Annotated in this window: 26 protein-coding genes; 10 read left to right on the top strand and 16 right to left on the bottom strand. The window is 71.6% G+C overall.

The window, feature by feature from the left end; translation table 11 throughout:
- Positions 1-64: 64 nt before the first annotated feature.
- The 6 genes from ACSP50_RS19325 to ACSP50_RS19300 all read right to left on the bottom strand — a co-directional run bounded on the left by ACSP50_RS19325 (position 65) and on the right by ACSP50_RS19300 (position 6271).
- Complete coding sequence (locus tag ACSP50_RS19325) at positions 65-1114, bottom strand: YbdK family carboxylate-amine ligase (protein ID WP_043511727.1); 1050 nt, start codon at positions 1112-1114, stop codon at positions 65-67.
- Positions 1111-1527: an RDD family protein gene (locus ACSP50_RS19320; RefSeq protein ID WP_014690939.1), complete on the bottom strand. Its 417-nt coding sequence runs from the start codon at positions 1525-1527 to the stop codon at positions 1111-1113. The genes ACSP50_RS19325 and ACSP50_RS19320 overlap by 4 nt, the downstream gene beginning before the upstream one ends.
- The gene (locus ACSP50_RS19315) at positions 1524-1961 is read right to left on the bottom strand and encodes a hypothetical protein (RefSeq protein ID WP_014690938.1); all 438 of its coding nucleotides are present in this window, start codon (positions 1959-1961) and stop codon (positions 1524-1526) included. The genes ACSP50_RS19320 and ACSP50_RS19315 overlap by 4 nt, the downstream gene beginning before the upstream one ends.
- Positions 1961-4591: an HAD-IC family P-type ATPase gene (locus ACSP50_RS19310; RefSeq protein ID WP_014690937.1), complete on the bottom strand. Its 2631-nt coding sequence runs from the start codon at positions 4589-4591 to the stop codon at positions 1961-1963. Before ACSP50_RS19310 ends, ACSP50_RS19315 begins: the two co-directional genes overlap by 1 nt.
- A 10-nt stretch (positions 4592-4601) precedes the next feature.
- Positions 4602-5060 carry a DUF6069 family protein gene (locus ACSP50_RS19305; protein WP_014690936.1) on the bottom strand — a complete coding sequence of 153 codons (459 nt, stop codon included), beginning with the start codon at positions 5058-5060 and terminating at the stop codon, positions 4602-4604.
- 65 nt (positions 5061-5125) lie between these two features.
- Positions 5126-6271, bottom strand: coding sequence for a cytochrome P450 (locus tag ACSP50_RS19300; protein WP_231956975.1), 1146 nt, complete (start codon positions 6269-6271; stop codon positions 5126-5128).
- Between the two features lie 104 nt (positions 6272-6375).
- Between ACSP50_RS19300 and ACSP50_RS19295 the strand changes: the two genes are divergently transcribed.
- The 4 genes from ACSP50_RS19295 to ACSP50_RS44045 all read left to right on the top strand — a co-directional run bounded on the left by ACSP50_RS19295 (position 6376) and on the right by ACSP50_RS44045 (position 8966).
- Positions 6376-6579, top strand: coding sequence for a hypothetical protein (locus tag ACSP50_RS19295; RefSeq protein ID WP_014690934.1), 204 nt, complete (start codon positions 6376-6378; stop codon positions 6577-6579).
- Positions 6576-7742: a cupin domain-containing protein gene (locus ACSP50_RS19290; RefSeq protein WP_014690933.1), complete on the top strand. Its 1167-nt coding sequence runs from the start codon at positions 6576-6578 to the stop codon at positions 7740-7742. Before ACSP50_RS19295 ends, ACSP50_RS19290 begins: the two co-directional genes overlap by 4 nt.
- Positions 7743-8244: 502 nt before the next feature.
- Positions 8245-8589: a hypothetical protein gene (locus ACSP50_RS44050; protein ID WP_014690932.1), complete on the top strand. Its 345-nt coding sequence runs from the start codon at positions 8245-8247 to the stop codon at positions 8587-8589.
- Positions 8502-8966, top strand: coding sequence for a magnesium transporter MgtE N-terminal domain-containing protein (locus ACSP50_RS44045; RefSeq protein WP_231957042.1), 465 nt, complete (start codon positions 8502-8504; stop codon positions 8964-8966). The genes ACSP50_RS44050 and ACSP50_RS44045 overlap by 88 nt, the downstream gene beginning before the upstream one ends.
- A gap of 112 nt (positions 8967-9078) precedes the next feature.
- On the opposite strand, the gene ACSP50_RS19275 is transcribed toward ACSP50_RS44045, so the two are convergent.
- The 3 genes from ACSP50_RS19275 to ACSP50_RS19265 all read right to left on the bottom strand — a co-directional run bounded on the left by ACSP50_RS19275 (position 9079) and on the right by ACSP50_RS19265 (position 11598).
- Positions 9079-9570 (bottom strand): hypothetical protein, encoded by a 492-nt coding sequence (locus tag ACSP50_RS19275; RefSeq protein ID WP_043511724.1) that lies wholly within the window; start codon positions 9568-9570, stop codon positions 9079-9081.
- A gap of 293 nt (positions 9571-9863) precedes the next feature.
- Positions 9864-10160 carry a hypothetical protein gene (locus tag ACSP50_RS19270; RefSeq protein WP_014690929.1) on the bottom strand — a complete coding sequence of 99 codons (297 nt, stop codon included), beginning with the start codon at positions 10158-10160 and terminating at the stop codon, positions 9864-9866.
- 481 nt (positions 10161-10641) lie between these two features.
- Positions 10642-11598, bottom strand: a complete 957-nt coding sequence (locus ACSP50_RS19265) for a GlxA family transcriptional regulator (RefSeq protein WP_014690928.1) — start codon at positions 11596-11598, stop codon at positions 10642-10644.
- A 135-nt stretch (positions 11599-11733) separates the two neighbouring features.
- On the opposite strand from ACSP50_RS19265, the gene ACSP50_RS19260 reads away from it, so the two are divergent.
- Entirely contained in the window at positions 11734-12249 is a 516-nt protein-coding gene (locus ACSP50_RS19260; protein ID WP_014690927.1) for a PaaI family thioesterase, read from the top strand.
- 179 nt (positions 12250-12428) lie between these two features.
- On the top strand, positions 12429-13469 hold the full coding sequence (locus ACSP50_RS19255; RefSeq protein WP_014690926.1) for a hypothetical protein: 1041 nt from the start codon (positions 12429-12431) through the stop codon (positions 13467-13469).
- A 125-nt stretch (positions 13470-13594) separates the two neighbouring features.
- On the opposite strand, the gene ACSP50_RS19250 is transcribed toward ACSP50_RS19255, so the two are convergent.
- A complete protein-coding gene (locus ACSP50_RS19250; RefSeq protein WP_014690925.1) occupies positions 13595-14266 on the bottom strand; it encodes a DUF4166 domain-containing protein in 672 nt (223 codons plus the stop codon).
- Positions 14263-14919, bottom strand: coding sequence for a hypothetical protein (locus tag ACSP50_RS19245; RefSeq protein ID WP_014690924.1), 657 nt, complete (start codon positions 14917-14919; stop codon positions 14263-14265). Before ACSP50_RS19245 ends, ACSP50_RS19250 begins: the two co-directional genes overlap by 4 nt.
- 180 nt (positions 14920-15099) lie before the next feature.
- On the opposite strand from ACSP50_RS19245, the gene ACSP50_RS19240 reads away from it, so the two are divergent.
- On the top strand, positions 15100-15711 hold the full coding sequence (locus ACSP50_RS19240; protein WP_043511722.1) for a hypothetical protein: 612 nt from the start codon (positions 15100-15102) through the stop codon (positions 15709-15711).
- Positions 15712-15732: 21 nt separating this feature from the next.
- On the opposite strand, the gene ACSP50_RS19235 is transcribed toward ACSP50_RS19240, so the two are convergent.
- The 3 genes from ACSP50_RS19235 to ACSP50_RS19225 all read right to left on the bottom strand — a co-directional run bounded on the left by ACSP50_RS19235 (position 15733) and on the right by ACSP50_RS19225 (position 18198).
- The gene (locus ACSP50_RS19235; protein ID WP_014690923.1) at positions 15733-16596 is read right to left on the bottom strand and encodes a hypothetical protein; all 864 of its coding nucleotides are present in this window, start codon (positions 16594-16596) and stop codon (positions 15733-15735) included.
- A 199-nt stretch (positions 16597-16795) separates the two neighbouring features.
- Positions 16796-17419, bottom strand: coding sequence for an NAD(P)-dependent oxidoreductase (locus ACSP50_RS19230; RefSeq protein WP_014690922.1), 624 nt, complete (start codon positions 17417-17419; stop codon positions 16796-16798).
- On the bottom strand, positions 17416-18198 hold the full coding sequence (locus tag ACSP50_RS19225) for an inositol monophosphatase family protein (protein ID WP_014690921.1): 783 nt from the start codon (positions 18196-18198) through the stop codon (positions 17416-17418). The genes ACSP50_RS19230 and ACSP50_RS19225 overlap by 4 nt, the downstream gene beginning before the upstream one ends.
- 66 nt (positions 18199-18264) lie before the next feature.
- On the opposite strand from ACSP50_RS19225, the gene ACSP50_RS19220 reads away from it, so the two are divergent.
- Together ACSP50_RS19220 and ACSP50_RS19215 are read left to right on the top strand one after the other, a co-directional pair.
- Positions 18265-19182, top strand: coding sequence for a LysR substrate-binding domain-containing protein (locus tag ACSP50_RS19220; protein ID WP_014690920.1), 918 nt, complete (start codon positions 18265-18267; stop codon positions 19180-19182).
- Positions 19183-19315: 133 nt separating this feature from the next.
- Positions 19316-19645, top strand: coding sequence for a hypothetical protein (locus tag ACSP50_RS19215; protein WP_080127920.1), 330 nt, complete (start codon positions 19316-19318; stop codon positions 19643-19645).
- A gap of 336 nt (positions 19646-19981) precedes the next feature.
- Here the strand turns inward: ACSP50_RS19215 and ACSP50_RS19210 are convergent, their stop codons facing one another.
- Together ACSP50_RS19210 and ACSP50_RS19205 are read right to left on the bottom strand one after the other, a co-directional pair.
- Positions 19982-21481 carry an amino acid permease gene (locus tag ACSP50_RS19210; RefSeq protein WP_014690917.1) on the bottom strand — a complete coding sequence of 500 codons (1500 nt, stop codon included), beginning with the start codon at positions 21479-21481 and terminating at the stop codon, positions 19982-19984.
- 36 nt (positions 21482-21517) lie between these two features.
- Positions 21518-21919 (bottom strand): MarR family transcriptional regulator, encoded by a 402-nt coding sequence (locus ACSP50_RS19205; protein WP_080128227.1) that lies wholly within the window; start codon positions 21917-21919, stop codon positions 21518-21520.
- Positions 21920-22015: 96 nt separating this feature from the next.
- On the opposite strand from ACSP50_RS19205, the gene ACSP50_RS19200 reads away from it, so the two are divergent.
- Complete coding sequence (locus ACSP50_RS19200; RefSeq protein WP_014690915.1) at positions 22016-23605, top strand: DHA2 family efflux MFS transporter permease subunit; 1590 nt, start codon at positions 22016-22018, stop codon at positions 23603-23605.
- Positions 23606-23769: the final 164 nt, after the last annotated feature.

Genomic DNA, 23769 nt, shown 5'->3' with positions numbered 1-23769 from the left:
TTCCTGAACGGTAAGCGTGCGCAAAAGGGCCGGTCGGTGATCCGACCGGCTCCTTTTCCTTACGTCAGTACGCCACGGCCAGCGGCGTGGTCGCGTGCGCGAGCCACCGGACGAACCCGGCGCCACCGGAGTGCCGGGCCCACAGCCGCCGCTGCCGGTCCGCCCCGGTGCCCTCCCGGCGCAGCCGCTCGAACCCGGCGTACACCTCCCCCACATCGCCGGCCAGGTAGGGCGTGATCTTCTCGAGCAGCCGCCGCCCGTGCCCGAGCCGTCCCCGGGCGGCCAGCTCCAGGTCCGCCTCCACCCGGGCCGACGCCACCGGCACGATCTTCTCGCCCCGCCGCACGTCGTCGAGCAGCGCCGCGACCAGCGCCCGGACCACCCCGGCGAGCAGCACCGAGTCGGCCACGTCCAGCCCGGTGTCACCGATGCGCACCTCGATGGTCGGGTAGCGGGGCGAAAGCCGGGCCCAGAAGTACACGCTCGCCGCGTCGGTCGCCATGCCGGCGTCGACGTGGTCGCGCACCGCGGCGTCGTACCGGTCGGCGCTGGGCCACACCCCGGGCGGCCGGCAGGTCGGCCAGCGCAGCTGGGCCGGGTAGCGGGAGCTGGCCCAGCCGGTGTCGGCGGCGCCCGAGTACGGCGAGTTGACCGCGAGCGACAGCAGCGCGCCCAGCCAGGGCCGCAGCCGGGTGAGCACCGCGGTGGCCAGCTCCCGGTCGGGCACCCCGACGTGCACGTGGCAGCCGCAGGTGCCGCCCGCCGCGGTCGCGTCCGGGAACCGGCGGGCCAGGTCCCGGTAGCGTGCATCGTCGGTGAGCGCCTGCCGGGGGCCGCCGTCCAGCGGCGCCGAGCCGGTCGCGACCAGCAGCGCGCCGTCGCGTTCGGCGGCGTCGGCGGCGATCAGCCGCAGCCGGGTCAGGTCGCGGCGCAGCTCGTCCAGGGTCTCGCAGACCCGGGTGCTGGTCTCCAGCTGGTAGGCCATGTATTCAGGTTTGATCTGCTCGGGCAGCCGCGCGTGGCGGACCGCCGCGGCGGCCGTCGGCGACACCGCACCGTCCGCGGTGAGCAGCAGGAACTCCTCTTCGACACCGATGGTGAGCACGGGCCTCATCCCTCCCGGACGACGGCGGTCATGGCGATCTTGTCGGGCAGGCCCTGGTGCCGGCGGTCCACGATCAGCCACAGCGCGCCGATCGGGAAGTACGCCAGCAGCAGCGCGCGGACCAGGGCGGCCGGCCAGCGCACCGGGGCGCCGTCGGCCCGGACCACCCGGACGCCGAGCAGGGCCATCCCGGGGGTCCGCCCGGCCAGACCCCAGAACAGGGCGCAGTAGAGGGCCAGCAGGGTGGGCAGGAACACCAGATAGGACGACAGGACGAAACGCGCGAGGTCGCGCGCCTCGGAGCCGACCACCGAGGCGACCACCCCGAGGGCGATCACCCCGGCCCCGGTCAGCGCCGCGACGGCGACGGTGTCGATCAGGTACGCCAAGGTCCGGCTGACCAGCCCGGCGTACCCGGTCATGCGGTCTCGCCGCGCCGCGACATCCGCAGGGTGAGCCGGTCGACGGCGATGTCCCCGGCGGCCGCGCCGGCCCGCACCCGGCCGACCGCCTCGCCGACGATGCTCTCCCGCTGTCCGCGGATCAGCGCGCGGATCCGGTCCGGCTCGTTCTCCAGCAGGGTCAGCACCCGTTCCAGCTGGGCGTCGACGACCCGGCCGACCACCTCGGAGTGGACCAGGCGTTCGACGGCGGCGTCGACGGCCCGCTGCGCGCCGCGCCTGCCGCGTTCGCGTTCGGCGGCACCCCGCTCGGCGAGCAGGGTCCATCGTGCCCAGAGCTCGGACGCCGTTCGCAGGCTCTCCTTGTCGAGCCGGGACCGCAGCGTCCCGATCGTGTCGGCGCTCTTCTCGCCGGCGCGGAACGCGGCGCCGATCGCGATATCCATCAGGTACATCACGCGCTCCCGTTCCGGCGGCGCAGCACCGCCTTGCGGATCTCGGTGGGGATCACCACGACGACGCCGGCGAGCAGGCAGATCAGCCAGTGCCGGACGCCCAGGCTGCTGGTGTGCAGGATCTTCTGGAACAGGCCGAACTCGGTGGCCAGCACGATCGCGGCGGCGGACAGGCCGGTGGTGACCACGAAGCGTTTGTCGCCGAAGGTCTCCAGACTGAACACCGAGCGGATGTCGCTGCGCACGGTCAGCGAGAAGGCCAGGTTGGCGATGGAGAACGCGGTCAGCCCCATGGTGCGGGCATAGTCGACGTCGTGGCCGTGGTCCGCCCAGCCGATCACCACCAGGGTCACCGCGCCCATGATCAGGCCGAGGATGCCGAGCCAGCCCAGTGCGGCGCGGCTGAGCAGCGGCTCGTCGGAGCGGCGCGGCGGGTGACTCATGATGTCCGCCTCGGCCTTGCCGTAGCCGAGGCCGACCGACTGGAAGATCTGGGTGGTGAAGTTCAGCCACAGGGTCTGCAGTGGCACGAACGGCACGCCGGCGGCGATGTTGCCGATGCTCGCCACCAGGAACGTGATGATCATCCCGACCAGGGTGCCCATCTGGAAGAAGATGTACTTCTTCAGGTTGGCGTACAGGGCGCGGCCCAGCGCGACGGCCTTGACGATGGTGGCGAAGTCGTCGTCGGTGAGGATCATCGCGGCGGCTTCCTTGCTCACCTCGGTGCCGGTGATCCCCATCGCGATGCCGATGTCGGCCTTCTTCAGCGCCGGCGCGTCGTTGACGCCGTCGCCGGTCATCGCGACGATGTGGCCCCTACGCCGGAGCACCTCGACCAGGCGCACCTTGTGTTCCGGGGTGACCCGGGCGATCACCCCGATGCCGCCGATCTCCCGGTCGGCCTCCTCGTCGCTCATCGCGGCGAACTCGGCGCCGGTGATCGCGCGGCCGCGGATGCCGAGCCTGCCGGCGATGGCGGCGGCGGTCACCGCGTGGTCGCCGGTGATCATGCGGACCTCGATGCCGGCCGCGTGCGCCTGCTCGATCGCGTCCCTGGCCTGCGGCCGGGGCGGGTCCACGATGCCGACCAGGGCGAGCGGGGTCAGGTCCTGCAGGCTCTCCAGCAGGTCGTCACCGAGCCTGTCGAAGTCCCGGTAGGCGGTGGCCATCACCCGCAGCCCCTGCCGGGCCAGGCGATCGTTCTCGGCCGTGTAGCGTTCGCGCTGGTCGGGCGTGACATTGCTGCGGGCGAGCAGCTGATCCGGCGCGCCTTTCACATAACACCGGATCTTTCCCGACATCTCGTGGAATGTGGCCATCAGCTTGTACGCGGCGTCGAACGGCAGTTCGGCGATCCGCGGATACCTCTCCCGGGTGGCCTGAGCGTCGAGCCCACCCTTCTCCGCCAGCACGACCAGCGCACCCTCGGTCGGATCCCCGATCATCGACCCGTCGGTCACCACCGCGTCGGAGGCCAGGATCATCGGCAGCAGGAACTCCTCCAGTGGCGTGTCCGGCTCCCCGGCCACCCGTTTGATCGAGCCCTGTGTGGAGTAACCGCTGCCGGACACCACGTACCGCCGCCCCGGGATGACCATCTCGATCGCGGTCATCTGGTTCAGGGTCAGCGTCCCGGTCTTGTCCGAGTTGATCGCCGAGGTGGAACCCAGCGTCTCGGTCGACCGCAGCCGTTTCACGATCGCGTTCGCCTTGGCCAGCAGCTGGGTGCCCTGCGACAGGATGGTGGTGACCACGGCCGGCAGACCGGTCGGGATGGCCGACACCGCGAACGCCACCGCCGCGGTGAACACCACGGTGAACTCGTTGCCCCGGGCCAGGTTGATCAGCACCGAGGCGAGCAGCGCGATCCCCGAGATGATCAGGATCTGGTTGGTCAGCTTGGCCAACTGCCGGGTCAGCGGGGTGTCGGCGCCCTTGTCGGTGGCCAGCATCTTGGAGATCCGGCCGACCTCGGTGCCCATCCCGGTCGCGGTGACCAGCAGTTCCCCGGCTCCCCGGGTCACGTTGGTGTTCATGTACGCCATGTCGGACCGGTCGCCGAGCGCCACGTCCGCCTCGGCCAGCGGTTCCACGTTCTTGGCGACCGGCAGGCTCTCGCCGGTCAGCGCCGACTCGTCGATCTCCAGGGTGGCCGCGCGCAGCAGCCGCCCGTCGGCCGGCACCACGTCGCCGGCCTCCAGCTGCACCACGTCGCCGGGTACCAGGTCCTCTGCCGGCACCTCGATCAGCGTCCCGTCGCGGCGCACCCGGGCCTTGACGATCATCATCTTCTGCAGCGCGTCGATCGCCGCCGCGGCCTTGCCCTCCTGGTGCAGGCCGAGCGCGGCGTTGAGCAGGGTCAGCGCCAGCAGCAGCACGCCGGTCCCCCACTGTTTCAGCGGGTAGAGGCTGCCCAGGCCGGCGAAGAGCAGGACCAGCTGCATCGGGTCGGCGTACTGCCGGGCGAAGGACCGCCACCAGGGTTCCCGCTTCGCCTCGGCGAACCGGTTCGGCCCGAACTTCTGCCGGCGGGCGTCGGCCTCCGCACCACTGAGGCCCCGCTGCTGGTCGACGTTCTCCGCCTCCAGCGCCTCCGGCACGGTCAGCACGTGATAGGTCGCGGTCATCTCGCGCCCCTCACCGGTAGGACGGCCGGGGCCGCACCAGGGTGGTGGCCGAGCGGGCCACGCCGGCGATCAATGAGCCGATCGCGATGCCGAGGATCATGGTGAGGCCGGACGTGTAGACCTTGGCGGCCCGTTCGGCGTCGGTGACGTACGGCGCCAGCATCGCCGACACCGTGGCCAGCCCGACCACCCAGCCGAAGAAGCGCATCGGCCGCGGGGTGGTCAGGATCAGCACATGCACCAGGCCGGTAGCGGCGAGCGCGGCCACCGCGGCGCCCAGCGCGTACCAGCCGGTGCTCGCGTCACCCCAGGCGCCGTCGCCCTTCGGGGCGAGCACGCCGATGTCGAAGATGCCGCGCCCGAGCAGGATCCCGGCGACGGCGATCAGCGCCGCCACCGCCGCGGTGGCCCCGCCACCGGCCCACAGTTTCCCGGCGTTGACGGACGGTTTGACAGGTTCGGAGCTCATCGGATTCTCCTGAGGTCGCGGGAGGTGCCGCGCCTGAGAATCGCCGCCGGAGCCCCGGCGCCGCCTCATCCAGCGGGGGTGAATACCTCCGCGGCGGCCGGGACCAGCACCACGCCGCTGCACGGCCGGGCCGGGATGCGGGTCAGTGGGATGGTCAGATCCTGCTCCGGTACGGAGTAGTCGCACCGAGCCAGTCGGGTCGCCAGGTCGGCGAGCAGCATCACCACCACGTCCTCTCCCGGGCACCGGTGATTGGTCGCCGCGTCGCCGCCGCCCTGCGGGATCAGCTCGTCAGCCTGGGGCGAGATGCCCAGGAAGCGGGCCGGGTTGAACCGGTAAGGCTCCGGGAACAGGTCCGCGTCGTGGTTCTGTCCGTAGATGTCGAGCAGCACCATCGACCCGGCCGGGATGTCGTGCCCGCCCCAGGACAGGTCGCGCACCGCCCGGCCGCCGACGAACGGCGCGAACGGGTAGAACCGCCGGACCTCGTGCGCGAACGCGATGGCGTACGCGGTGTTGCCGTCCCGCAGCGGCTCGGCCTGCCGGGGCCACCGGTGCAGCGCGTGCCCGGCGAACGCCACGAACCACGACACCGCCACCGTCGGGCGCAGGATGTTCAGCATGTCGACCGCGTCCAGGCCGCGGATCCAGCTGTGCCCGAGCAGCGGTTCCAGCCAGCGTTCCCGGCGGCCGCGGGCGGTCCGGGCCCGCCAGTGCCGCGGCCCCAGCGTCGCGAACCCGTCCACCATCGCGGTCAGGTCGGCCGCCACCCGCGGCACCTCGGCGTCGCTGACCGGCACCCCGGCCCAGTCGCAGACCGCCCGGGTCAGCACCCGGCTCGCCTCGTCGAAGAGCACCACCGGACGGCCCGGCGTCCACCCGGCGGCCGTCTCGTCCCAGGCCCGCCCGGCCCGGTCGACCAGATCGGCGATGTGCCGCGGGTCCTTGAGCACGTTCAGGAAGATCGCCTTGCGGGCGTGGTGCTCGTCGCCGTCCAGGGTGTGCACGGCGCCCTTGCCGAACAGGGTGCCCTGTACCGGTTCCGGGAGCGCCCCGTGCCGCCGGATGTGCGACTCGTCGTAGAAGAATCGGACCGCCTCGGGGCCGCGCAGCGCGGTCACCTTCTGCCCGAGCAGCCGGGTCTGCACCACCGGGCCGCCGCCGGCGCGCCGCCACACCGTGGGGAGCCAGCCGTACCCTTGGACCGCCAAGCCGACACTGTCATCGAGAAGCATGCGTCCCCGGTTGCCCCGGTGTCGGGCGGACAAACGTCCCGGGTGGATTAGGAAGATCCATTCTGGGTAGCTGGAGCCGCATGGCATTGAATGAGAACGACATCGTGAGTTCCGACCCTGCGGACAAGGACACCGAGGGCCCGGCCGACGGCGGCGCGTACCCGGGTGGGCACGACGGCGGCGCGGACGGTGCCGCCGACACCGAGGGCACCCCGGACGAGGGCCCGGCCGACGGCGGCGCGAACCCGCTGGGCCACGACGGCGGAGCCGACGGCTCGGCATGACCACCAGCGCCCTGGCCCGCGCCGTCGGGATCGGCGAGGCGGAGTTCGCCGACACGTACTGGGGAAAGCAGCCCCTGCTCTCCCGCGGCCGTGCCGGCTTCACCGATCTGCTGTCCGTACCGGCGGTCGACGAGCTGCTCAGCCGCCGTGGTCTGCGCACCCCGTTCCTGCGGGTGGCGCAGCACGGCAAGGTGCTGCCGGCCGGCCGGTACACCGGTGGCGGCGGGGCCGGGGCCGAGGTCGGCGACCAGGTGCATGACGAACGCGTGATGCGCCTGTTCGCCGGCGGCGCCACCCTGGTGCTGCAGGGACTGCACCGGCTGTGGCCGCCCCTGATCGAGTTCACCGGGCGGCTGGGCGCCGAGTTGAACCGGCCGCTGCAGGTCAACGCGTACCTGACGCCGCCGGGCAGCCAGGGGTTCGCCACCCACTACGACACGCACGACGTGTTCGTGCTGCAGTGCGAGGGCCGCAAACGGTGGATCATCCATCCGCCGGTGCTCAGCGACCCGATCGAGAATCAGCCGTGGGGCGGACACGCCGACGAGGTGGCGGCGACCGCGGAGGGCACGCCGGCGATCGACACCGTGCTCGAACCCGGGGACGCCCTGTACCTGCCGCGCGGCTGGCTGCACTCCGCCCGTACCGAGCAGGTGCGCTCCCTGCATCTGACCGTCGGCATCCGCAGTCTGACCCGGTATGCGCTGGTCGAGGAACTGCTGGCGATGGCGGTGCAGGAGCCGCGGCTGCGCGCCACCGTGGCGTACCGCCGCAATCCGGAATCCGAGCTGACCGCGACGATCGAAGCGCTCCGGGAGTGGCTGCCCACCGTCGATCCGGCGGCGGTGGCCGCCCGGATGCGCGAGCGGACCGGGCCGGCCACCCGCCCGGCGCCGCTGAGCCCGCTGGCCCAGCTCGACTTCGCCGAGCGGCTCACCGACACCGACGAGGTCACCGCCCGTCCGGGCCTGAGCGTCGACGTCGACGGCGGCACCGTGCGGGCCGCCGGCTACACGGTGACCTTCCCCGGGTACTGCGAGCCGGCCCTGCGCCTGGTCCTCGACGGCAAACCGCACACCGCCGGCGACCTGCCGCTCGACCGCGACGACAGCCTGGTCCTGATCCGCCGCCTGCTGCGCGAGGGCCTGCTCACCCCCGCCTGAGCCGACCGGCACCACCGCCGGTGGATCCTCCGTCAGCTTGTCATTCAACCCGTGCGGCGCGTGCTGTGGCGGCGCGCCCGCGGATCCGGCTCGAACCTCTACCGGTCCGGACCGCTCGGGCGCACCGCGTGGGGCACCTACCAGCTGCCCGGCATCCTGGCCGCGGCCGGCGTGGTGTTCTGGCTGCTGCTGCGCCGGGCCGGCAAGGCCACCCGGGTCGACCGGGCGGCCAAGTACATGGATCGCGGCCGCAACATCGACGCCCTGACCACCGGGGCCGCCGCGACCGCGAAACGCCTCGGCGTCACCACCAGCGTCGGCCTGCCGCTCGGCGCGGCCCTGGCCGGCGGGCAGACCTTGCGGATGTCCTGGGAAGACGTCGCCGTGCACGTGTGGGGGCCCCCGACCCGGCCGCCGACGACACGATCGCCGAGGCCCTGGAGTCGCTGCGCGAAGTGGAACAGCAGGAAGCGACCGCCGGCACCCCGTGGACCGGCCAGGCGTGAGCAACCTCGGAGAGTGGGACGACCTCGCCGCCCTCGACCCGGCCGGCGCCGGCGACCAACCGGCCACCGGGCCGACGCCGGGACTGGACGGGGCGATCGCCGCAGCGTTGCGCTCGCTCGACCTGGGCGCCGCGGTACAGGCTGCACAAAAAGCGATTCAGCAGCGGATCGACCGGATCGTCGCCAAGGTGGTCACGCAGGTCGTCGACCAGGACGTCGACGCCCTCGCCCGGCTGCGCACCAGCGCCGAGGAATCGGTCGCCGCGGCGCTGACCACGGCCGCCGACACGCCGAGCCTGTACTACCCGAGCCTTCGCCGAAGTGGGCGGTTTGGCTCCTGAATGCGATGAATCCGCTTCAGGCGGCCTCGGCGTTGGCCGGGATGGATTCGGCCCTGACGGCCAGGCTGCTGGCTGAGATGCAGCCGCGTCCGGCGGCCAGGGTGCTGGCCGCGATGGAGTCCGACCGGGCAGGTTCACTTATGGAGACAATGGCCCTGAGGACACCGCACAAGGCAGTTCCGCTACTGACTGCGATGGACATGACCAAGGTATTCGACTTGGTAAATGCGACGGCACCGAGCCTGCGGAGCCGGATAATGCAGGCGACGGGTCTGCGCCAAGTGCCCGCGCTGCCGACTGAAACAGATCGGAACACGGCACACCTCATCGTGGCCGCGCTGGCGGAGCTACATACGGAACGCCCGGGCCTTACCTGACACATCAGGACGGCGGCGACGCCGAGCCGCCTTTACCGATACCGGTCCAGGGCTGCAGACTCGGCCGGACGCCGCCTCTAACCGGCACCGGACTGCCCAGTTGGGGCAACAGTTATGGCGCTGGATTCTGGCGCGGCCTGCGGCTGCGGAGCAGTCGGTCGATCCCGTCGGTCCGGTACAGCGGTGTACGGGCGTCGAGCCGGGTGGCGGGGCTCAGATTCGCACGACGTACCGCGGACGTGAGGGTGTTGACGTCGAGGTCGTGCCGGGCGGCGGCCCGCGGGATCGTTTCGGCCGGTTGGTGGTCCACGGTGATCGTGACGGTGGGGGCGGGCGTGCCGAGGATCTGCACGAACCGTAGGTCGGCGGCGCGGCGGGCGATCGCCGGCAGCGCTTCGGTCAGGGTGGTGTGGTCGGACCAGTCGAGGGCCGGGGCGGCCCGGGCCAGCCGAACCTGGGCGGTGCGGACGTGTTCGGCGATGATCCGGTCGGCGTCGGCCAGTGCGGCCGACTCATCTTCGGCCAGAGCCGCGTCGAAGTCGCCGTCGAAGTACTGGCTCAGGCTGGCCTGCAGGGCCTGAAACGGCTCGACCTCGGCACCCACTCCCGCATATACCAGCGGGAACGTGGCAACTGCCCCCGAAGGACTGACGACCGGCTGTCGGATTCGAAGGGCGTAGCAGTAAAGCATTTGGAAGATCTTGGACTGTCCACCGGTGATGCTCAGCGAGAATTGCCCGGGTGGTGGAGGGTGGATATGCGGGCAGCCTCACGCCGTAGGGGGCGCGAGGCTGCCTGCTGCCGATTACTTAGCTGATCTGGTCGGAGGGTTACGGTGCCCGGTCGTCACGGTCCTCGGCGTAGGGGGTGTCGAGGGAAGTCACCGGGCTTGCTGGTTCAGCTGTAGGAAACCCAGGACTTGGTGGTCGGGGTGTTCTTGGCGGTGCAGACGGCGTGGTTGCCCGAGAGCAGTTCGGTGCTGAGCACGTTGACGGTCAGGCCGCACACGTTGGCGGCGACGTCGACCGGCACGTTCTGCAGCGCGATGACCTGGTTGCCGCTGGCGACGTCCTGGACGTAGACGTTGACCAGGCCGTTCTGCGGGGTCGCCATGGCGGGGCCGGTCAGCGCGAGGCTGCCGGCGGCGGCGCCGGCGGTCAGGGCGAGGACGGCGACAGCGGTACGGATACGCATCAGAGGATCTCCGTTCAACCGTAGGGGGTGTTGCTCGAACGGGGGCTCTAATCCCCTCCACGAAGATCAGTAATCACAGAGAAAACAAAAGTCTAATTTCCTGCAAACGTCTTTCGGCCAAAGCTGAACCATGCTATTTACGCCGACCGCGAATGCAACATTCTTCATATGTGCAACTTGCACATATGAACAGAGTGGAGCCACTCTCTGAAATTACTGATGAGTCACTTTCTTGTATGGCGTTGCAATGCTGATAGCGGACCACTGACCAAGTACGACCAGCTGCTCACCGACGGTCTCATTGGCCCGGACGACCGATCCGCCGTTTGGTGCCCTTCTCGTGGCGGGTCGGCCGTTGAGCAATCTCAAGCAATCTCGATGCCCGCTGAAGGACCTGCCAGGATCCGAGCCTGACCCGAATGGTCGATCCATGCTTCCCACACCACCGGCGTTCCCCGAGACATCCCATCTGTGCCGCGTTTCAGGATCCGCGCAGCGCCGTGGTGGTCTTGCCGGTCCTTTCCCGCAGCAGCACGCGCAGCGTGTTCGGGTGCTCGTAGCCAACCTTGTGAGCGATGCTCTCCAGCGAGAGCTCGGTCGTCCGCAGCAGGTGCGAGGCTCTCTCGACCCGCAGGTCCTGGATGAACCGGATCGGTGACGTGCCCAAGGTGCGCTGAACGCAGCGCTGCAGCGTCCGGTTGCTGACGCCGATGGCCTTGGCGGCATCGGCGATGGTGATCGGGTCGGCCAGACGCCCGCGGGCCCAGCGTTCGAAGGCCGCGACGGTGGGATCGCTCTGCGCCAGGGCGCTCGAGATGGTGTACGCGGACTGCGACGGCCGCTCATCCACCACGAGGTAGCGGGCGACCAGGTCGGCCAGGGCCGGACTGCCGGCCCGGACGACGGCCAGCGCCAGATCGACGTGCCCGAAGGCCGCGCCCGCAGTGGTGACCCCGTCCGAGGCGATCACCATCCGGCTCTGGTCCACCTCGACGTGCGGGTACCGGGCGCGGAAGACCGGTGCCAGCCACCAGCTGGTGGTGGCCCGCCGGCCGTGCAGGATGCCCGCTTCCGCCAGCAGGAACGTGCCGGTGCAGGCGGAGGCGACCGGGGTGCCGCGCTCCCGGGAGCGGGCGATCTGGTCCCGCACCGGCCGGGAGGCGGCGCCGCCCACGTGGGCGAGCAGCATCTCCGGCCGGCGCTCGGCCAGCGCGGGCACGATCAGCAGATCGGCTTCCTCGGCCCGGGCGAGTGACTCGGTGACGACGAGGTGACCGGCGCCGGTGCGGATCTGCGGCCGAACACCCACGGTGCGCACGTCCCACGTTGGTGCCCCGCCGATCTCGTGACCCATCGCGTTGGCGCCGTCGAGGATGTCGAGGATGGCCGCGAGGCCGGAATCGAAGACGCCGTCGTAGACCAGGACCGCCACCTTCATGACGCAAACGCTATCAGTGATGGCGTTCCTGCCACTGATACGCAAGCCGGAGGGTGGCATAGGTTTGTTTTTCAGCGGATATCCGAAACCTACCTATTCCCGCTACCCGAGTCGCCTGCCAAGAACGGACCCACAGTGACCACGAACCTCGACAGCCCCCGATCCCGGACGCACACCTGGCGGCAGCCGCTGCCCTGGGCGCAGCTGGGTGATCTGAGCGGCCGGGACCTGCTCCAGAAAATCCTCGACGGCGAAGTGCCGGAACCGCCCATCACCGGGACGCTCGGGTTCCGGCTGACCGAAATCGGCGACGGCACCGCATCGTTCGAGGGCGACCCGGGCGAGCACCTGCTGAACCCGATGGGCACCGTGCACGGCGGATTCCTGGCGACGCTGCTGGACTCGGCGCTGGGCAGCGCGATCGCGACCCAGCTGCCTCGCGGGCGCGTCTACACCACCATGCAGCTCAACATGCACCTGGTGCGGCCGGTGCTGACCGACACGCCCCGGCTGCGGTGCGACGCCGTCACGGTCCACGTGGGGCGCACCATGGCGACCGCCGAGGCACGCGTGGTCGACGTGGCCGGCGGCAAGCTCTACGCGCATGCCACCACCACCTGCGCAGTCATCGCGTCGAGCCGCCCGGCCTAGTGCGAAAAGGGACGGCATCGCTGGTCAGAGTGGGTGGTGCCAGCGGTGGCAACGCTCGTGCCATCACCCCGGTGGACCAGCGTTGCTGCACGATTTTGATCAGCGGCTACCCTCGCTTTGTCTCACCGTGGTCACATCGGACACGGCGAGGAAAGTCGATCGGCGATACGGGGAGAGTTGTGAAGCGCAGAAATGTACTGGCCGCGGCGGTCGTGGCGATGACGTCGGTGCCGTTGACGGCAACGCGGGCCATGGCGGCGCAGACGCAGGTGGAAACACCGGCGGAGGCGGAGAACACGTTCGTGCGCTGGCTGTCCACGCAGGACCCGCGGGCCATGATCCGCAGCCGGGCCCGCGCGGCGATCCTGTCCACCCCGGCCGAGAGGACCACGTTCCTGGCCGAGACCTACACCCGGGTGCTGCCGGACATCGCGCTGACGCGCGCGCGCCAGACGGACTACGCGACCCGGATGGTCCGCACCCACCCGGCGATCTACTACCCCTGGGTGAACGCGACCGGCTTGCGGGCGCTGGACGGCGCCGAGGCCAGGATCCGCGAGTTCTCCAGCACCGACTACACCGCGGCCCTCACCAAGGATCGCGACAAGGTGCCGTTCGACACCGGGGCGGCCGGCGTGGTCGCGGAGGACCGGGCATTCGTGGCCGAGCTGGCCGTCAGCGGCCTGAGCCCGGTGGCACGCGAACGCGCGGCTCGTGCCGTGACGGCCGGCACCGACGCCGACATCGCGGAGTTCCTGCTGTACCGCTGGGCCATCTCCGCGGAGGTGGACATCGAGCTGTTCCGCACCGATTACGTCGCCGCCGAGTTCGGCTGGTGGACGGATGTCCGCAAGGCGGTGGTCGCGGCGGAGAGCGCCGAGCAGCTGGCGCGGGACGCGGTCGGGGACGCCGCGGAACCGGCCCGCGCCGCGGCGGTGCGAGCCTGGGAAGCGGTCGGTGCGCAGGCAGCCACGGCGCTGGCCGGCTGGGCCGCCCACCAGAGGTTCACGCAGGTCCAGATCGACGACTGGCAGCGCACCGCGACGACCGCCGCCGCTTCCACCAGCCCGACCTGGCGCCTGCTCAAGGTCGACGCCCCGGCTGTGCGCAAGCTCTGGCTCGCCGAGCAGGCGAACGCCGCGGCGCGCACGGCGTGGTGGACCGCGGTGAACGAGAACGCGCGCGCTCGCGTGGCGGCCCTGACCACCCCGGCCGTCTGAGCCCGGGCCCGCAGGGACCCGGCGGGTCCCTGCGGGCCACGGACGATGCGAGGGCCGGCGATTCCCTTCCGCCTCCTTCCGTAACGACTCCTGGCGCCCCCCATCGCGTCGGCCGGCCGGCGGCGTCAGCGCGGGCAGGCCTCGCGCAGCGGGCGGACGGCGGCCGGAACCGGGGCGCCGGACGGGACGTAGGCGGTGGTGAAGGTGCCGTGGTAGCCGAACAGCGGGCCGAAGTGCCGGTTCGTGACCTTCACCCGGATGTGGAACCGCTCCGCCCGCTCGTCCCACCACTCGTGCACCTCGGCGTCGCCGGTCAGGAAGCGGGGACAGCCGACGCCGCCGCGGAACAGCTGCGGACCGCTGCGCAGGTGCAGGGCACCGGTGGCGTCGACGGACACGTCCAGGTCGACGGCGAGGTGCTGGGTGGTGCCCAGATAGTCGACGATCACGTCGCGGCCGGGGTGGTAGACCATCGTGGCGTCGAAGCGGCGGCGCCGGTGCGGGCGTACCTGAAAAGTCCGGACGAAGGTGAGGGTGGGCCGGCCGTAGGTGTCGCGGTAGGCGTAGTTCTCGATGGTGAACGGGATGCCGGCACCGGTCTCCGGAAACAGGATGTGCCGCAGCGTGCCGAGGTGCAGGAACGGTGCGGTGTACGCCCCGCCCCGCCAGACCCGCTCCATCACGCCGGTACCGACGCAGCCCTGGTCGCGCTCGCCGTCGACGCCGAAACGCCGCTGCAGCCGGGGGTGCAGGCGGCCGAAGTCGTCACCGAGGGCGTGCTGGAAGACCGAGGTCATCGCGGGTTCTCCTGTTCTGGGCGCCGCCGGCACCGGCGTGCCGCGGGCGTGTGGGGGTGTGGGGGCAGGCCGATCGCCAGCAGGGCCGCCACCAGGACGACGGCCGGGCGCCCGTCGAGCAGGCCGGCGGTGGCCACCAGAGCGGCGCGCAGCACCAGCTCGAGCGCGGTGTACAGGCGGGCCCGCTCCGGGGTGATGCCGTGCTCAAGCCAGAGCCGGAGCCGGTCGAACGACCATGCGGTCGCCCAGCCGAACGTCGGCCCGAAGACCAGATCGACGAGCCGGCCGGCGCGGCCCCAGCGGGTGCGGTACGTGTACCCGGTCAGGAAGCGCACCCCGCCGGGAACCGGGACGTAGCGCCAATAGCCGGAGCCCTCCTGGATCGGCGACCGCCGGTCGGCGGAGCCGAACCGCAGTGCGGACACCGCCCCGCCCGCCTGCTGCCGCTCGCCGCTGTGCACGCCGTACCCCGCGATCTCGACGCCGGGTAGCACGGCGGTGGCGTAGGTGAACGCGGCTGGCGTGCTGCCGGGCACTGGATCGATCCGGCCGAAGCGTGCGTCCCACCGGGGGTGCTGCCGGTGATCCTGCGTCGCCAGCCAGACGCGATCCATCGACGCGGCGATGGTCGTCTCGACGTAGATCCTTGCCACGACACCTCCCTGGAGTTTGAGCGACCGCTCAAACCTAGCAGTTTTGAGCGAATGCTCAATGGTGGTCGACGTTGGCTTGCCGGACGCAGGGCGATGTGGCCGCCGCGCGTCCAGGACGATCGCCGCCCCCTCTCCATCCGCTCCCGGTCACGGAACCCGTTTCGGGACTCCTGTTCCTCCGTGCCAGGCCCAGGCCGTGATCCTGCGCTTCCACTTCCCCGACGGAGACGTCACACCCCGATCCCGGCCCGAGACCGCAGCCTTGATCGACCGCGCCTTCGCCGAGCAACGCTGCTGGATCCCCGGCCTCGGTGCCGGCGACGAGATCTCGCTCAGCTGGCTCGACCCGGACGACGCACCGTCGCACCCGGACCCAAACCCGGACCGGCAACCGGACACCCTGCTCATCCGGGCGCGACCGTCCGGAAGTACCGGGACTCGACACCCCGATGGGACGTCCCGGACTGGGCACTGCTCTCCGGATCCCGGACCGTCGCCGGCCTGGCCCTGATCGCCGCCGGCGAGGACGACACCGAGTTCGCCTATGCCAGCAGCAACTTCTGGAGCAACCTCCATCACAGCCTGTGCAGGGCGAATCCCACCCCGGACTGGCCGCTGCTCACCCGGTTCCGCCGCCTGGAGGACACCGCCCGCCACCGCGAACTGACCCGCCTGCACACCGAGCCGGATGCCACCGAGGTCGTCCGCTCGGAACTGGCCGCCTGGTCCCCGCACGAGCCGGTCCTGCGGGCCGTCGCCACGGCGATCGTCGACGCCGTCACCCGCCGGTGACCGTCCGCCCCGATGTCCGGGTCAGAACGGCAGTGTCACCGCGTCCGACGCCGGCTGACCGGGCGGCTCCGTGAAGAAGTCGTTCTTCCGCGTGGTTTCCTGCCGCTTCAGCTTGACTGCCGCCTCGTCGCTCACCGCGCCGGTGAGACCGTAGATGCGGCCGGTGCGCGAATATTTCAGGTCCGCGTCCTCGACCAGCACTACGTCGAACGACGTCGTCCGGCCGGTCAGTTGGCGGCGCGGATAGTATTCGACGTAGTTGTTGCCGTAGTCGACGTCGACGAAGAACCAGTACGTCAGCCCCGGCTCGGGCTGCCCGTACGCCATCGCCTTGATCCTGACTTCGCGGGCGCGGTTGCGGGTGGCGGCGACGTCGTAGTGCAGATCCTCGGGTGCCGGCGCCGCCGTGACGACCGGCGTGGTCGTGCCGGTCGTGGTGTTCACCGACGACGGCCCCGCTGTCGACGGCCGGGCGAAGCGCAGCGCGACCACCAGGATCCCGATCGCCACCGCGGCGACGACGACCAGGCTCAGCACCACGTATCCCGCCGGCATGCCGCTGTTCTGGTAGTTCCCGCCCACCGTTATCGAGTCGTCGCCCGCGGAGGTCACCGACACTCCACCCGCTGGCTGTCGGCGAGGCTCGGCCGCCGCCGGTGCGGGTCCGCTGTGGTCGGGGCGGGCCGGTGGCTCCTCGGCCATCCGATGTTCCAGCCGGGAGTTCAGCACCGCCAGCACCACTCCGGCGACCACCAGCATGACCACGACCGCGCCGAGCGTCCACGACGCCTTGCCGCCGGTCAGCACATTGGTGGCCACGCCGGTCAGAGCCGACACCGCGACGCCGACGCCGGCCAGGACGGCATGCTGCTTCTTCTTCGACATGGGAGGCGGGTCCAATGGTCAGCCGGGTCAGATCACCTATGCAACCACCGACCCCGACCGCCGATAATCATCCACCTGGATCTCCGCTGACACCGATCATCGGGCGGGACCGCGACTCGTATTCTTCCCCACCGCATTCGGGCCGCCGACGCCATACGACCGTCCATGGTCGAGGCCGCACGTCGACGCGGCCGGTGTGTCACCCGAGCGGAACGGCGATCCCGGGCCCGGGGGCCGGCTTCTCCGCCTCGTCGAGCAGGGCGGCGGCCACGGTGGCCCGGCTGATCCGCGCCGGGAACAGCCGCCGGGGCACCTCGTCCAGTCCGGCCGTCCAGCGGTCCGGGCTGAGTGGCCCGTCGGACAGCGGTCCGGCGTGGAGGAGGGTCCCGCCCGCGGCCAGGATGATCCGCTCCGCGGTGACCTTGTCGTCGAGGTCACCGAGCATCCGCAGCAGGGTGCGGGTGAGCGGCCCGGCCACCGCCGCGGAGCCCCCGGTGCCGAAGGCTCCCAGCCAGACCACCCGGTCCGGGCCGGCTGCCGCCACGGCGCGCGCCCCCGCGGTCAGCGCGCCGGGCCGGTCACCCTTGGCCACGCCGAGGGCCGAGACCACGATCGGACGGTCGCGCAGCGCCTCGGCGATCTGGTCGGGACGGCCGACGTCGGCGGCGACCCGCAGCAGTCGCGGCGAGTCCGGGGCGACGATGCGGTGCGGGGTGCGGGCGATCGCCACCACGCGGTGCCCGCGGTCCAGGGCCTGGCGGGTCAGTTCCCGCCCGGTCGCGCCGGAGGCGCCCAGCACGGTGATCTCGATGGGTGTCGTCATCGCAGCGGCCGCAGGACGTCGAGGGCGGCGGCATGCACGCCGGGCGCCGCGGCGAGGTAGCTGTCGCTGGTGATCTGCCAGGGTTCGCCATCGAGGTCGGTGACGACGCCGCCGGCCTCCCGGACGATCAGCACCGGCGCGATATGCGAGCGCAGGTTGTCGAACTGCCAGTGCACGTCCATCCGTCCGGCGGCGACCTGGGTGAGCTGGTGGCCGACCGGCACCGAGGCGCGCACGTACAGGGCGTGCCGCATCATCGCGGCGACCGCCGCCCCGGCGCGGTCGGCGGCGGCCGCGTCCCGGCCGGGTTTCGCCTGCCCGGTGCCGGTGAGGGCGAGCCCGAGATCGGTTTTCCCGGACACCCGCACCGGTTCACCGCCGAGCCACGCGCCGCCGCCGGCGATCGCGGTGAACGTCTCTCCCGCCACCGGCGCGTGCAGGACGGCGAGCACCGGGCGGCCGTCGCGGACCAGGCTGACGCCGATGTTCCAGTCGGGCATGCCCTGGACCGCGTTCATGTTGCCGCCGACCGGGTCGACGACCCACCAGTCGCCGCCGGGCATCGGCCCGGAGCCGTGCTCGTCGGCGGTCCACTGTGCGCCGGGCAGCGCGGCGAGCAACGCCGGCCGCAGGGTTGCGGTGACGGCGTCGTCGTTGGCGCGGAGCGCGGCGACCAGGTCCGCCTCGGTCACCGGCGTGCGTTCGGGGCGGGACACGCGGGCCGCGGCGGCCCGCACGGCGGCTGTCGCCGCCGCCAGAAGTTGCTGGTCGGAAGTCATGGATCAACGGTGCGCCCCGACGCGGATTAAGTCCAGTGCAACGTTCTTACGCTAGAGTTTACCGTCGTGCAATTGGACCTGAATCTGCTGACCGTGCTGGACGCGCTGCTGGAGGAGGGCAGCGTGACCGGCGCCGCGCAGCGGCTGCGCCTGTCCTCCCCCGCGGTCAGCCGTAGCCTGGGCCGGCTCCGCCGGCTCACCGGCGACGACATCCTGGTCCGCACCGGCCGCACCATGACCCCGACCCCCTACGCGACCGCCGTCCGCCAGCGGGTCGCCGAGCTGCTGCGGCAGAGCCGGGAGGTGCTCACCCCGCGCGGCGCGCTGGATCCCTCGACCCTGGACCGCGTCTTCACCCTGCAGTGCCACGACGCCCTGGCCACCGCCGTCGCTCCGGTGCTGCTCGCCGACATCGCCGAGCGTGCGCCCGGGGTCCGCATCCGGTTCCTGGCCGAGAGCGCGCTGGACACCGACGAGTTGCGGCACGGCCGGGTCGACCTGGAGATCGGCGCGACACTCCCGGCCACCCCCGGGATCCGCCACGAGACCGTGGGTCACGACCGTTTCGTCGCGGTCCTGCGCCACGGCCACCCGCACGCGAAGCACCTCGACCTGGCGGCGTACGCGGCGCTGCCGCACATCCTGATCTCCCGTCGCGGCCGCCTCACCGACCCGGTCGACACCGTCCTGGAGACGCACGCCCTGCAGCGCCGCGTCCTGGCGTCGGTCGGCACCACCGCCGCGGCCGCCCACGTCATCGCGCACGGCGACGCGGTGCTGACCGCCGCGGAGCTCACCTGGCGCCCACTCCTGCGGGCGTTCGAGCTGGTCGGCGTTCCACTGCCGTTCTCCTTGCCGGCTCCGCCGGTCATCTGTTGCTGGCATCAGCGCTACGACACCGACCCGGCCCACAGCTGGCTGCGCGACCGGGTCAGCGCCGCCTTCAGCACCGTCCTCGCCGACGATCAGGCACCCCTCGGGTGAAGGGACGGCCCGCGGCTTGATGCGGAAGCCGCGGAATGCGGCTGCCGCTCGCTGTATGCGAGCCACCCCCGGCGGCCGGACGTCGGCGGGTAAGGCGCTGGAGAATGCTTCCCCCGACCGGTATCTTCCTCGCGTGACTGATCATGGTGAGGTCGACATGCGACGTTCGCGGCCGGCGTACCGCGCGGGTGTCTGGCTGTACCGGCTCGCGTTTGTCGTCGCCGCCGTGTACGTGCTCGCGATGGCAACGCATGCTCTACCTGTGCTCAGCGGCCCCTCGCTGGCCTTCTTCCCGATCCTCTACCTGGCCTGCCTGGTAGCCGGCCAGTACCTGTTCGCCCAGGTCGGTATGCGGATCTTCGCGCTTGCCCTGGTGCGCACGGACGGGCCGGTCGGAAACTCGGATGAGGTCCGGGCCCATCGCCGGACCGTCTTTCGGGATGTGTTCGGACGCGGTCGCTGAGCAATCCCGCTCAGCCTCGATCCACGGAGGGTCGGCAAGCGAATACTGCCCGCCGGGGCGGGATGTCAGCCGCCGCCGACCGCACGGTGTGGCCACCCGCGAACGGCTCTACCGATGCATGACCCGGCGCGGCCGGTCGGCCCTCGCGATGCCCGTCTCGCGACACCTGGGGCCGGTCACCACAGCGGGGCAGCAGGCCACCCCGATCCGGTGACCGACAGGATCAGCGGCGCCCCGACTTGATCACCGCCACCACCAGGGCGACGCCGATCGCCGCCACGGTGCCGATACAGCCGAGCAGGAGCACGATGTGCCAGGGCTGGAGAGCGTCCATGATCAAGGACGGTAGCCGGTCCGTGCACCCCGGGCCTCTGCCGAAAGACGGTTGTGCCGCCGGCCATAGGTCAGATAGACCACCAGCCCCACCGCCATCCACACCAGGAAGCGCACCCAGGTCTCGCCGGACAGGTTGGTCATCAGGTAGAGGCAGGCGAGCGCCGACAGGGCCGGGATGATCGGGGACAGCGGAACCCGGAAGCCACGGTTGAGCTGCGGGCGGGTGTGGCGCAGGATCGGCACCGCGACCGAGACCACGACGAAGGCGAACAGGGTGCCGATGCTGACCAGGTTCGCCAGGGAGGACAGCGGCACGAAGCCGGCCACCGCCGCCACCGCGACGGTGACCACGATGGTCGTCCGGTACGGCGTGCCCCACCGCGGGTGCACCGAGCCGACCGCCGCGGGCAGCAGCCCGTCCCGGGACATCGCGAAGCCGATCCGCCCGATCGCCACGATGTCGACCAGGATCACGCTGGTCAGCCCGGCGACCGCGGCGATCGACACCAGGTCGGCGGCCCAGCCGGCGCCGACGGCGGCGAAGGCCGAGGCGATCGGCGCGCCCGGGTCGATGCTGCGGTAGTCGACCATCCCGACCAGCACGAACGACACCGCGACGTACAGCAGTGCGGAGATCCCGAGTGTGCCGAACAGGCCGAGGGGCAGGTCGCGGCGCGGCCGGCGGGTCTCCTCGCCGAGATTGGCGACGGCTTCGAAGCCGGTGTACGCGAAGAACACGACCGCCGCGGCGGTGAGCACCCCGGCCATCCCGTAGGTGGACGGCGCCACCCCGAACAGCAGCTGGGTCAGCGGCCGGGCCAGCCCCGATTCGCCGCCGGCCGGGTGTTCCGCGGCCGGCACGAACGGCGTGAGGTTGGCGCCCTTGACGTAGAAGGCGCCGGCCACCACCACGAACACGCAGATCGCGATCTTCACGGCGACCAGCACGTTGGTGACCCGGGACGACTGCCGGATGCCGACCGTGGCGACCGCCCCGAGCAGCAGGGTGATCAGGATGGCGCCGACGTTGACCGTGCTGCTCTCACCGAAGATCGCGCCGGGCAGATGGAACAACTGGGCGAGATAGCCGGACCAGCCGCGGGCGACCACCGCGGCGCCGAGGGCGAATTCGAGGACCAGGTCCCAGCCGATGATCCAGGCGAAGATCTCGCCGAGTGTCGCGTAGGCGTAGGTGTACGCGCTGCCGGCGGTCGGCACGCTGGACGACAGTTCGGCGTAGCAGAGCGCGGCGAGCAGGCTGGCCACCCCGGCCAGGGCGAACGCGACGGTGACCGCCGGGCCGGCGTGGTCGCGCGCCTCGATCCCGGTCAGCGTGAAGATCCCGGTGCCGATCACGATGCCGATGCCGAAGCCCATCAGGTCGAGCGGCCCGAGCCGCCGCCGCAGTCGCGGGCCGTCGTCGCCGGCCTCCGCGGAAGCCTGGGCGAGGACGTCCTCGACCGGTTTGGTGCGCAGTACAGAATCCCGGAACGTCGGCATGAAGCACGCATACCCCGCGGGGCGCCGGGTAAGCCGTCAGCGGCCCGCCGCGTACTCCCGCATCGCCGCCGCGACCTGGTGCAGGAAGGCCGCCGTGGCCGCCGCCTGGTCGTCGGTGAGCTGGGCGGCCGCCTGCTCAACGCGGTCGAACAACGGCGCAAGGGCTTCCAGGACCTGCCGGTACGTCTGATCCGTGACCACCACGCTCTGCCGGCGCCGGTCGGAGGGGTGTGGCACCCGTTCGGCATGGCCGGCGGCTTGGAGCCGGTCGACCAGGGTGGTGGCGGACGCGGAGCGGATGCCGAGACGCTGGCCGAGTTCGGTGGGGCCGAGCCCGTCGCCGCTGGCGATGAGGTGATCGAGCGCCACCGCGTCGGTCACGCCGATGCCGAGCCGGGCCGCGAGGCTGTGCGTCGCCTCGCCATTGGCCTGCAACATGTCTCGGATGGCCAGGGCCACCGGGCTGGGTTCCACGACAAGAATCATACGGCTCCCGGGTAGCAAGAATTTCTAACTACTTGTATAACAAGATTCATGACCGCAGAGATATCCCCCCGGCGCCGCTGGCTCGGCCTGCTGGTGGTCAGCTTCGGCGTGGCGATGATCATCGTGGACGCCACGATCGTGAACGTCGCGGTTCCCTCGATCATCGACGACCTCGGCGCCACCTCCAGCGACGCTCAGTGGGTCCAGGAGTCGTACACCGTCGTGCTGGCCGCGCTGCTGCTGGTCGCCGGCCGGACCGCGGACCGGGTCGGCCGCCGCCGGCTGTTCATGACCGGCATCGGCGTGTTCATGCTGGGCAGCATCGGCTGTGCCCTGGCCCCGGCACCCCCGCTGCTGATCGTCGCGCGCCAGGTGCAGGGCGTCGGCGGCGCGATGATCCTGCCCACCTCGCTGTCGCTGCTGAACGCCGGCTTCACCGGCCGCGAGCGGGGCATCGCGTTCGCCGTGTGGGGTTCCACGATCGGCGGCGCCGCGGCACTCGGTCCGCTGCTCGGCGGCTGGCTCACCACCGCGGTCTCCTGGCGCTGGGCGTTCGGCATCAACCTCCCGCTCAGCGTGCTGATTCTGATCGCCGCGCCGATGCTGCTGGCCGAGTCCCGGGAGTCCGGCGACCGGCGGGGCAACGACCGGGCCGGCGCGGTGCTCTCCTCGCTGTCCCTCGGCTGCCTGGTCTTCGCCCTGATCGAGGGCCGCAGCTTCGGCTGGTTCGAGCGCACCGGCCCGGTCAGCGTGGCGGGTGTCTCCTGGACACTGCGGCTGTCCCCGGTGCCGATCGCTTTCGGACTCGCCGCCGCCGGCCTGGTCACCTTCCTCTGGCTGGAACACCGCCGCAACGCGGCCGGCCGCCCGGTCCTGCTCGACCTGCGGCTGTTCGCGATCCCGTCGTTCCGCAACGGCAACCTGGTCGCCGCCGTGGTCAGCCTCGGCGAGTTCGGACTGCTCTTCGCCCTGCCGCTGTGGCTGCAGAACGTGCGCGGCTACAGCGCGTTCCAGACCGGGCTGGCCCTGCTGCCGCTGGCCGCGGGCAGCTTCGTGGCCAGCGGGCTGGCCATCCCGCTCGCCGCGAAACGGGGCGCGATCTTCCTCGTCCGGCTGGGCATCGTGCTGGAAATCGCCGGCGTAGCCGGCATCGGACTCGTCGCGGCTCCGGACACGGCCTGGTGGCAGGTCACCCCACTGCTCTTCGGGTACGGGGTGGGCGTCGGCCTGGCCACCGCGCAGATCACCGGGGTGGTGCTCGCCGACGTGCCGGTCGCGATGAGCGGTCAGGCGTCCGGCACGCAGAGCACCACCCGCCAGCTGGGTTCCGCGCTCGGCATCGCAGTGCTGGGCACGATCCTGTTCAGCACGCTCGCCGGTCACCTGAGCTCGGCCCTCGACGACCGCGGGGTGCCCGCGCAGCAGCGGTCGGCGGTGGTGGCGGCCGTCAAGGACAGCGCGGGCGCGGCGATCCCCGGCCTGGCGGGTGATCCCCGGACCGCGCCGCTGGCCGCGGACGCGAAGCAGGCACTGTCGACGGCGACCCGGTGGACCGCGTTCACCGCCGCCGGCTTCCTGCTGATCGGCCTGCTGGCCTCGGCCCGCCTGACCCGCACCACCCCGGGCGGTGACCGGTGACCGCCACCGACCGCACCGCTTCCCCGCCGACCGCGCCGCCGCACGATTCTCCGCCACCGCAGGCCGGCGTCCCGTCACCGACCGCGCCGCCGCACGATCCACCGCCACCGCAGGCCGGCGTCCCGTCACCGACCGCGCCGCCGCACGATCCACCGCCACCCCAG

It is taken from the genome of Actinoplanes sp. SE50/110 (assembly GCF_900119315.1).
In the GTDB taxonomy this organism is placed as follows: Bacteria; Actinomycetota; Actinomycetes; order Mycobacteriales; family Micromonosporaceae; genus Actinoplanes.
The sequence above is the reverse complement of the archived record's forward strand: the minus strand, read 5'-3'. Positions and strand labels throughout refer to the sequence as shown.

Bases quoted from the DNA above. Each gene is read 5' to 3' on its own strand.
- ACSP50_RS19325 (WP_043511727.1), bottom strand. From the start codon at position 1,114: ATGAGGCCCGTGCTCACCATCGGTGTCGAAGAGGAGTTCCTGCTGCTC.
- ACSP50_RS19320 (WP_014690939.1), bottom strand. From the start codon at position 1,527: ATGACCGGGTACGCCGGGCTGGTCAGCCGGACCTTGGCGTACCTGATC.
- ACSP50_RS19315 (WP_014690938.1), bottom strand. From the start codon at position 1,961: ATGTACCTGATGGATATCGCGATCGGCGCCGCGTTCCGCGCCGGCGAG.
- ACSP50_RS19310 (WP_014690937.1), bottom strand. From the start codon at position 4,591: ATGACCGCGACCTATCACGTGCTGACCGTGCCGGAGGCGCTGGAGGCG.
- ACSP50_RS19305 (WP_014690936.1), bottom strand. From the start codon at position 5,060: ATGAGCTCCGAACCTGTCAAACCGTCCGTCAACGCCGGGAAACTGTGG.
- ACSP50_RS19295 (WP_014690934.1), top strand. From the start codon at position 6,376: ATGGCATTGAATGAGAACGACATCGTGAGTTCCGACCCTGCGGACAAG.
- ACSP50_RS19290 (WP_014690933.1), top strand. From the start codon at position 6,576: ATGACCACCAGCGCCCTGGCCCGCGCCGTCGGGATCGGCGAGGCGGAG.
- ACSP50_RS19270 (WP_014690929.1), bottom strand. From the start codon at position 10,160: ATGCGTATCCGTACCGCTGTCGCCGTCCTCGCCCTGACCGCCGGCGCC.
- ACSP50_RS19265 (WP_014690928.1), bottom strand. From the start codon at position 11,598: ATGAAGGTGGCGGTCCTGGTCTACGACGGCGTCTTCGATTCCGGCCTC.
- ACSP50_RS19250 (WP_014690925.1), bottom strand. From the start codon at position 14,266: ATGACCTCGGTCTTCCAGCACGCCCTCGGTGACGACTTCGGCCGCCTG.
- ACSP50_RS19235 (WP_014690923.1), bottom strand. From the start codon at position 16,596: ATGTCGAAGAAGAAGCAGCATGCCGTCCTGGCCGGCGTCGGCGTCGCG.
- ACSP50_RS19230 (WP_014690922.1), bottom strand. From the start codon at position 17,419: ATGACGACACCCATCGAGATCACCGTGCTGGGCGCCTCCGGCGCGACC.
- ACSP50_RS19225 (WP_014690921.1), bottom strand. From the start codon at position 18,198: ATGACTTCCGACCAGCAACTTCTGGCGGCGGCGACAGCCGCCGTGCGG.
- ACSP50_RS19210 (WP_014690917.1), bottom strand. From the start codon at position 21,481: ATGCCGACGTTCCGGGATTCTGTACTGCGCACCAAACCGGTCGAGGAC.
- ACSP50_RS19205 (WP_080128227.1), bottom strand. From the start codon at position 21,919: ATGTTGCAGGCCAATGGCGAGGCGACGCACAGCCTCGCGGCCCGGCTC.
- ACSP50_RS19200 (WP_014690915.1), top strand. From the start codon at position 22,016: ATGACCGCAGAGATATCCCCCCGGCGCCGCTGGCTCGGCCTGCTGGTG.